The organism is Belnapia moabensis DSM 16746, assembly GCF_000745835.1.
GTDB lineage: Bacteria > Pseudomonadota > Alphaproteobacteria > Acetobacterales > Acetobacteraceae > Belnapia > Belnapia moabensis.
On the sequence record NZ_JQKB01000142.1, the window covers coordinates 1 to 7,961 of the forward strand.

General features: G+C 65.7%; 8 protein-coding genes. 3 read left to right on the forward strand and 5 right to left on the reverse strand.

Features of this window, described 5'->3' with window-relative positions:
* Positions 1-123: 123 nt before the first annotated feature.
* The 3 genes from EP26_RS28470 to EP26_RS28480 form a co-directional block, all read right to left on the reverse strand.
* A complete protein-coding gene (locus EP26_RS28470; protein WP_043342138.1) occupies positions 124-1,062 on the reverse strand; it encodes an IS5 family transposase in 939 nt (312 codons plus the stop codon).
* Between the two features lie 100 nt (positions 1,063-1,162).
* On the reverse strand, positions 1,163-2,509 hold the full coding sequence (locus EP26_RS28475) for an IS5 family transposase (RefSeq protein ID WP_052389806.1): 1,347 nt from the start codon (positions 2,507-2,509) through the stop codon (positions 1,163-1,165).
* A gap of 372 nt (positions 2,510-2,881) precedes the next feature.
* Positions 2,882-3,622 (reverse strand): Crp/Fnr family transcriptional regulator, encoded by a 741-nt coding sequence (locus EP26_RS28480; RefSeq protein WP_043344372.1) that lies wholly within the window; start codon positions 3,620-3,622, stop codon positions 2,882-2,884.
* A 629-nt stretch (positions 3,623-4,251) separates the two neighbouring features.
* On the opposite strand from EP26_RS28480, the gene EP26_RS32645 reads away from it, so the two are divergent.
* Positions 4,252-5,547: a GAF domain-containing protein gene (locus EP26_RS32645; RefSeq protein ID WP_052389807.1), complete on the forward strand. Its 1,296-nt coding sequence runs from the start codon at positions 4,252-4,254 to the stop codon at positions 5,545-5,547.
* A 22-nt stretch (positions 5,548-5,569) separates the two neighbouring features.
* On the opposite strand, the gene EP26_RS28490 is transcribed toward EP26_RS32645, so the two are convergent.
* Positions 5,570-5,836 (reverse strand): PX domain-containing protein, encoded by a 267-nt coding sequence (locus EP26_RS28490; protein WP_157033892.1) that lies wholly within the window; start codon positions 5,834-5,836, stop codon positions 5,570-5,572.
* 330 nt (positions 5,837-6,166) lie between these two features.
* Positions 6,167-6,619 (reverse strand): helix-turn-helix domain-containing protein, encoded by a 453-nt coding sequence (locus EP26_RS28495; RefSeq protein WP_157033893.1) that lies wholly within the window; start codon positions 6,617-6,619, stop codon positions 6,167-6,169.
* A gap of 499 nt (positions 6,620-7,118) precedes the next feature.
* Here EP26_RS28495 and EP26_RS35725 point away from each other — a divergent pair, with 499 nt between their 5' ends.
* On the forward strand, positions 7,119-7,439 hold the full coding sequence (locus EP26_RS35725; protein WP_157033894.1) for a hypothetical protein: 321 nt from the start codon (positions 7,119-7,121) through the stop codon (positions 7,437-7,439).
* A gap of 325 nt (positions 7,440-7,764) precedes the next feature.
* The coding region (locus EP26_RS28505; protein WP_043344378.1) for a hypothetical protein at positions 7,765-7,961 on the forward strand (197 nt) is incomplete at its 3' end.

Genomic DNA, 7,961 nt, shown 5'->3' on the forward strand with positions numbered 1-7,961 from the left:
GGGTGCGCAGAAAGGGCGCAGATCTTTGCGGTGTGGGCTTCGGGGCGTCTCGGGCACCCTGATGCGCGTCGGTTTTGGCCCACCTCGGTAGGCTGGGGGCGACGCGGACAGACTCGTCCCATGTCAGGCTGCCGCAGCGTGCAGCAGGGTAACGGTGCGCCGGAGATTGTAGGCTATGGCAGCAAGCCGCACCTGCAGACCTGCCTTGGCAAGCCCGAGCCAGCGCATCCGCCGCAGGCCATAACTGCGCTTCCAGGTACCGAACACCTTCTCGATGCGGCAGCGGACCCGCCGGACCGCCGCGTTGTTCGCTTCGAGCCGCGCGAGCGCGTCCGGGCCGCGGCCCCAGATGCCGGTCCACACCGTGCGCGGCCGGCCGCGGTGGCTGATGATCAGCCGCTCCGCCGACCCACCGGTGAAGGCGCTATCGCCATAGACGTTGCCCGGCTCCGGTGGCAGCACCGCCGCCAACTCGGCTGCGTCGTGCACGTTGGCCGTCGTGACCTCGACACCACGCACCAAGCCGGCACCTTCGTCGGTCGCCACGTGCGCCTTGTAGCCGTGTACCGGCTTGCGCCGGCGGTGCCCGGCCCACTTGGCCTCGCCGTCCTGCCTGATGCTGGCGGACGGAATGAGCGTCGCGTCCACCAGAGTGCCGGTGCGCACCATCACGCCCTTGGCCTCGAGCTGGCCGGTGACGGCTTGGAACAGCACTCGATCCAGCCCACGCCGAGCCAACTCGCGCCGGAAGCGGACGAAGGAGGTGCGCTCGGGCGTCGGCTCGTGGGCGGCGAAGCCGCAGAAGCGGCGGAAACTGGCGCGGTCGTCCAGTGCCTCGGCGAGCCTCACGTCCGACAGGTCGTGCCAGGTGGCCAGCAGCAGGGCTCGGAACAGGGCCACTGGCGGCCAACCCGCCTCGCCCTTCGTCGCCGCTGAGATGCCAGCCAAGGTACGATCGATCTCAGGCCAGTCGATGAGTTCCGCTAACTCCATCAGCGATGCGCCAGAGCGCGGCTCCGGCCGCGTGATGAAGTCTTCCTGACCGATCCGACGCCGCGCCATGCCGACCTCCGTCGCCTGCAGGACAAGCGAATCAGCCAGAGCGTAGCGCGTCCAAACACATCCGCGCACAGCTCTCATTAGTCGGCCTTGAATAACTCGTTCAGGCTGCTGGGACTGCAGCTGGATGACGGTCTGCCTGGTCGATTGGGTTGATGAGGCTGGCGAGGAGAGCGAGCAAAAGAGCGCTGAGGTAGGCGAGGATCTTGCGGATGTTGTGCCCGCAGCCGCAGAGGACAGCGTAGAGGGCGTCACCGATCGTGCCCTTGAGGACGCATCGGGCGAGGCGACCGTCGGTCTTCATGTGGCCGATCTCAGGCTCGATGGCGCTGCGTCGCCGCAGGAGTCTGGCTAGACGGGGCGTGAGGCCGCGCCGTGTACCGCTGATGAGCACCGTTGTGCTCTGCACGCCATGGCCGCGGTAGCCACGGTCGACCACGGCAAGGCTGGGACGATGATCGGTCAGGGTCTCGACCTGCTGGAGGGTGTCCGCGAGGGTGTGGCCGTCGTAGGGATTGCCGGGCATGGAGCGCATGCCGACGACAAAGCCCCCGGTGAGCGTGGTGGCGATGCTGACTTTGGTTCCGAACTCGTAGCGCACCCGCGCCTTGCCCTTGGAGATGCAGTCCACCTCCGGCTCATGCAGGGCGTAAATCTTACCCGCGCTCTTGGGTGTCTGCCGCAGCAGGCGGGTGACGAGCGCCATGCGTTGCTCGATCCGCGTCCGCATCTCCCCTTCGGGTACGGCGCCGAGCTTGCGGCCGATGTCACGCAGGACACGCCCCGTGTAGCCCTTGAGCGTGCGCAGTACCTTGCGCATGCGGCGGAACTGCCGGGCATGGGCATGCCGCCCTGCCTGCGCCGCCAGGCGCGGAGCCAGGCGGTTGTAGTTCTGCCGCAAGGCGATCCCGGCTTTCTGCGCCAAGGTCACCAGGGAGCGGCGCGCCCTCTCGTAAAGTCTGCTGTCAGTCGGATGCGCGATGGCCTTCTCCATCACCGTGGTGTCCACCGCGATCTCAGCCAGGCTGCGCGGCGTCACGGCACCGCAGGCACGGCCTGCCTCGATCGTCTTGGTCAGCAGCCACTCCACACCCTCCTCGCCGATGCGCCCACGCCAACGGCTGAGCGAGGACGGGTGAATAGGCAGGCGGTGCTGGAAGAAGGTCTCGCCGGTGAAGTGCTGGAAGTACGGGTTCTCGACCCAGCGGGCGAGCACCGCCTCATCGGAGAGGCCGTAGGTGTGCTGCAGGTACATCAACCCAGCCACCAGCCGCGGATTGATAGCAGGCCGGCCCTCAGAGCCAGGGAAGAAGCCGGCCCACTCCCGCTCGAACCAGTCCCAGTCGATCAGCGCCGCCAGTCGAACCAGCTCATGCTGCCCGTCGATGATGTCGACGAGGCGCGGCCGTAGAAGGTCAGCCTGTTCCGGCGGGCGCGGGCGATGCTTCATGCCCGCAAGAATCGCAGGATTAGCGCCCCATTCCAATCAAACCTTGCAATTCCACAGCGTCCAAACCGGCGAACCTCCCAGGCAGATCAGTGGGTTGGGAGTTGTTCAGGGCGGACTCATTAGTACCCGGGACCTTCTGTGGCGCAGGCTCAGGGGCGGTAAACGTCCCTCGACCCCTCTGCCAACCCGAACAGTCTGTCTTGGGCGCGGCGGACCATACCATAGCACTCGCAGGCGACGCTCTCGAGGCCGGGCCGATCGGTAATCGTGATACGCCCCCGTCCATATTGGATGTGACCGGCCTTGTGACTGGCGCTGGTCTTAGTGGATGCAGCCTGACGCTTAGTACCCGGGACCTCCTGTGGCGCAGGCTCAGGGGCGGTAAACGTCCCTCGTCCCCTCTGACAACCCGAACAGGCTGTCGTGGGCGCGGCGGACCATGCCATAGCACTCGCAGGCGACGCTCTCGAGGCCGGGCCGATCGGTAATCGTGATACGCCCCCGTCCATATTGGATGTGACCGGCCTTCTGCAGGGCACCCGCTGAGACAGTGACCCCGGCACGGCGCACCCCGAGCATCATCGACAGGAACTCGTGGGTCATCGGGTACTCGTCTCCCTCGGCCCGGTCGTGCCCCATCAGCAGCCAGCGCGCGAGGCGCTGGTCGGTGTGGTGCCGCCCGTTGCAGGCCGCGGTCCGCGCCACCTGCCCGTGATGGACCAGGGCGTAGCGGAGCAAGAGGTCGTGCAGGGCGGGGAGGCGTTGCAGTTCCTGGCGGAACGCCCGCGCGTCCATCCGCAGGGCGGTGCCGGGGCCTTGCACCATGGCCTCGATGTCGTCGTGGTCAGCCCCGAGCAGGACGGGGAGCCCGATGAAACCCTCGCGGCCGATCAGCCCGACCTCGGCAGCGTCGCCATCCTCCATATAGGCCAGCATGGAGGCCCAGCCGGTCTCGGGGAAGTAGACGGCCTCGATGGGCTTGCCCGGCGCCTGCAGGACGTGGCGAAAGGGAAGCTCGACGGATTGAAGCTGCGGCCACAGCTCGGCCAGAACGCCAGACGGCAGGGCTGCGAGCAGGCGATTGCGGGATGTGGGTGTGGCGGAGAGGGCCATGGAGGGCTCCTGCGACGGGGTGTCGGCGGGAGCGCTGGCCTCTCTCTGTCACCTACGCCGGGGGCCGCAGCAGGTAATAACGCGACCCTACTGTTTATCTGCTGGTGCGGCAGTAACCTAAGTTAAGAATACTTGGCAGCGTTACTCTTCCCCTCTCGGGGACCGAGCAAGCAACAGCGCGTCTCCGACGCTCCGCCAGCACCGCCCAGGCCCGCCATCACCGCCCCCCCGCACATCGCCAGCGGCTCCGTCGCGCTCCATTGCCTGTGGTACGCGGGGATTACCGCATGTCAGCCGACGCTGCTGTATGGGCAGCAGCAGCCGAGAGCGAATGGAAAGGGTTGCGGCTCTCCTCGTGGCGTAAGCTGATTGGATGAGCGACCCTTTATTCTCGTCCCCGCCCGATCAGCTTCAACCGGTCGAGAAAGCAGTGGAGGGGTAGCTCGCCGCCCCTCCGACACCTATTGCGGGGATCGCCGCAGTTCCGTCGGTGCGGCGCCTACCCGGTTTGGTCCGCGTGTTACCGCCGAGTTGGATGGACAGCATAGCTTCGAGGGTAGAGGCTGTTTCATAGCCACCCGCAGAGCAGACGGACACGGGTACGTGCCCGCCGAGCAAGGAGGCCATCGATGTCCGATGAAACGCTGCTAAGCAGGGCGCTGCGGGACGAGGACCGCCTCATGGCACTGCGGCGAACCGGCCTGCTGGACACCGCGCCCGAGGAGACCTTCGACCGCCTGACCCGGATGGTCTGCCGGCTGCTCGGCGTGCCGGCGGCGCTGGTGTCGCTGGTCGAGGCCGACCGCCAGTTCTTCAAGAGCGCTGTGGGCCTGCCGCAACCCTGGCTGCTCCGGCGCGAAACCTCGCTGCTGCACTCCTTCTGCCAGCATGTTGTGGCTGCTGGGAAGCCGCTCCTGGTCCAGGACGCGGGCCACCATCCGCTGCTATCCGGCAACCTCGCTATCTCCGAGCTTGGCGTCGTCGCTTATCTCGGCATGCCGCTCATAACGGCAGATGGCCACGCACTTGGAGCCCTATGCGCCATCCATACCGAGCCACGTGCTTGGACATCTAGCGATGCCGCGGCGCTGCGCGATCTCGCCGCGGTGACCATGAGCGAGATAACTCTTCGCCGGCTGGTGGTGGAGATGGCCGAGCGCAACTGCCGTGAGGCGGCGGAGCACCAAGCGACGAAGGCGCGAGTGCGCCGGCTTGAAGCGCTGCGCCGGCTCGCAGACGGTGTGGGGCACGACCTCGCCGGTGTCATGCAGGCGGTCCAAAGCGGGGTGCGCCTGGCCGGCGAGCGCCTCGCGCATGACCCGGCGACGGCGCAATCCATCCTTGGCTTGGTCAACGACGTAGCCCGGCGCGGCGGCGCGCTGGCTCAGCGCCTCACGGCTTTTGCTCCGCGCGGCGAGCTCCGGCCTGAGGCGGTCGAGGTGGCGCCATTGCTGCAGCGCTTGGCACGTGTGACTACAAGCGGCCTGGACGTTCCACTTCGGGTCGAAGTGGATGTGGCCCCGGGGCTGCCGCTAGTCCTGGCTGACCCCGAGGAACTGAAGTCAGTGCTGCTGGGCCTGGCCGCCGCGGCACGCGACGCCATGCCGGAAGGCGGCACCCTCACGCTTCGGGCAGCGCTTGAGGAGATCACCTCGGGAGCAGAGCACCAAGCGGCGCTGCGGCCAGGCCGTCACGTCCGGGTCTCCATAGCTGACACCGGCACGGGCTTGGGCGGCGGGGCTTCGCTACTTGGGGCGTTGGATCCCGGCGCGGAGTTCGAACTGGCGTTCGCCCGGACCTTCGCCGAGCAGGTTGGGGGCGGACTGGTGCGGGAGGGCAGGCCGGGGGTAGGGACCACGGTCACACTTTGGCTGCCCGCAGCAAAGGCCGGTGGCGTCGTTGGGGCGGATCCGCGCGAAGGATAGGCCAGGCCCCTGCATCGGCACCTCATTTGTCCGGCTCTGCCTTGCGACTGCTCCTGAGACGCTCGCGCTCGGCGCGATCCTCCTCGATAAGCCGCAGGATGTCCTCAGGGATCGGTTCCGCAACCGTGGTGTCAAAGGCCTCATGCAGACTTTGGCGAAGCCACAGGTCGAACGCATCCTCCTCTGCCCTAAGCCATTCGGCGGCAGCGCCTCTCGACGGCTTGTGCGACGGCTCCTCGGCCTCCGTTTGCGTTTCCTTGTCCCGCTTTGATCCGGCTGGCATGGCCACGCGCCCCGCCCTGGTGGTCCAGCCACAACGCGCCGGGGAGGCGGAAGCTCGTGGAGCAGTCGCTCAGGGCGGAGGCAGATCGGCTCCTGGCGATAGACCAGGTGAACCTGTGGGCGTCGCGGTGAACGAGGAGAACACGCCCTGTGTCCAGCAGCGACAATGCTACAAGCGGATCACTGACGGCCACAGTGTCTGGCCGGCCGCGCCCAACCCGCTTGAGCAGGACTTCTCAGCGAAGGGCCTCGACCCGGAGGGAGACCTCATCATCACACGAGGATAACGGGAGGCTTGGCCTACAATCTTGTGGCGTTAGGATAGTATCCAAGCCGCCTACAGCGGGTGCCCGTCCTCTATCGACTTCTCCGTTATGTTGGCCAAGCGCTCATCGAGCGAGACCATGATTTTGGCGAAATCGTCAAAAGCCTCCTCGGCGCGAGCGGTCAGGATGTCGAGGGCTCGTTTGGTAGGGTGCAGTACCTTCAAACGGGCATGCCCTGGCGCCAGCTCAGAGGTAACCAGACCCTGGCGCTCCAGCGCGATAACGACCCGTGACAACGTCGGCGCGCTGAGCAAGCCATTGGCTCGTACAACCAGATCTCGCTGCGCAATCTGCTCACCTCGCAAATGGGCGAGCAACACCTCAAGGGCGACCCAGAGACCCTCGCGCGAGCGGTGTGGTGGATCCTGTCCAAAAATGTCTCTGATAGCCTCGAACTGACGCCTCAGCCCCGTCAAATGCAGTGCCGCAACGGCCTCTGCTTGCGCATGAAGAGACGTACCCATGGACCGCAGAGGGTCGGGAAGGGTGTTCCGGGCGTGGGGGACAACCATAAGTGGTGGATTCCGCAAATCCGCAGCCGAGACAACAGGAGCTTCAGGCCCGAGTTGCGTCCGTAGTGCTGCCAAGCTCCCTTTCGTGCGAGCATCCATTCAGTCGATTTAGTTTCATGCACATTTTTATAAGCTGATCACTTGTTCGTGTATTTCATATTGAACAATGCGCAGTGTAACTCACGGCCGTGGGAGCGATTAAGAGGAGCTGGAACTCCAGGGCTGCACCGCAAAGCATTCGAGGAACGTCCCGTTTAATGAACAAGAACAATCCCGCTTTGCTTGGAACAGCAGCCCAGATCGCTCCCACCTCTACCTGCAGCAGCAAGCTCTGGAATGACCTGTTGAGCTTCTGGAGTGCCGGCGACCAGATCGCCTCAACCAGATTACTTTCCACCAGCGGTGTCGCTTGTGGGCGGGAGCGCCCATCCGCGGCCGGAGCATAGCATCCATGATCGACACCTATCTTCTTGGCGCCACTGGCCTGGACCAGGGACTATCGTCAACGCCTTGGCTGCAAGCCGGCGTTCGGCTCGAGCTTCAGCGCAGCGGTCAGCAGACCGCCTCCGCTGCCGCCCGCAGCAAAGCGCCAAGCCGCCTCGAGGTCCGCGCTCAGGACGGCAGCATGCTCGGTTACCTGCCACCAGAAGATGCCGACGAGATCACCGGGCTTCTGGACGCCGGAGCTTCCGCTGCGGTGTTTGTGCGAGGTGTTGTACCGGCCTTCCGCCGCCCGCGTGTGCAGCTTGTAGTCGAGGTCGAGGCCGCCTGAACTGGCAGCGACAACCGTCCGCACTACGGACCTAACTCGGGAGCACATGTTGTGGCTGGAATGCCTGTGCCTATGGTCCTCATACCGGCTCTACTGTCCGACGGTGCCATGTACCAGGACGTGATCGAGCAACTGGGTGGCATGGTCGACGGAGCGGCCTACGCCTTCCCACATCAGAGCTTTCAGCCAAAGAGACCTTCACCCGCAAGTGCGGCCTTCCGCGAGCTGCGCGATGAAGCCGCCTTTCTGCATTATGGCATTTCTACGCCATTTCTCGTGTACGATCTTCTACCTGTAGGATCGTTCGCGAGGAACCGCACCCGGCATGCTCATCGACCTCACCGACCCCGCCGCCACGGCGGCGCAGGGCTCCGGCCACTTCGTCCTCGCCAACGGCACGCCAGAAGCGGACATCTTCCTCGGCGCACCGGACAAGCGCAACGCGCTGTCCGGGCTCGGCGGCGATGACCTTATCCGCGGCGGTGCTCTCGGCGACGAGCTCCACGGCGAGGGGGTCTCTTT